The organism is Stenotrophomonas sp. SrG, from assembly GCF_050031795.1.
GTDB lineage: Bacteria > Pseudomonadota > Gammaproteobacteria > Xanthomonadales > Xanthomonadaceae > Stenotrophomonas > Stenotrophomonas rhizophila_A.
This window is the reverse complement of record NZ_JBNBBE010001480.1, coordinates 1-234: the sequence shown is the minus strand read 5'-3', so window position 1 is coordinate 234 and position 234 is coordinate 1. Positions and strand designations below refer to the sequence as shown.

The following is a 234-nucleotide window of genomic DNA, read 5'->3' as shown; positions in this document are numbered from 1 at the left end:
CGCGCGCCCCCGCCCCGGCCGCACGCGACCCGCGCCCACCGCTCACGGCCGTCCCCCAGACCACGGTGCCGGCGCTGCTGGCCTGGCACCACCGGCGACCGGCCGACCCTGCCCGGCTGGGCAGCGACGTGCCCACGGGGGACGCCACGGCCGCGCGCGGGCGCGCGGCCGGCCCGGCGCTGGTCGCGCCGGTACGGCAGGTGTACGGCGGCGAGCGCGTCGCCACGGTCAGCG

Annotated in this window: 1 pseudogene; it reads left to right on the top strand. The window is 83.8% G+C overall.

What is annotated here, in order from left to right:
- A pseudogene (sbcB, locus tag ACQG3P_RS24315) lies at positions 1-234 on the top strand (exodeoxyribonuclease I); the annotation flags it as partial.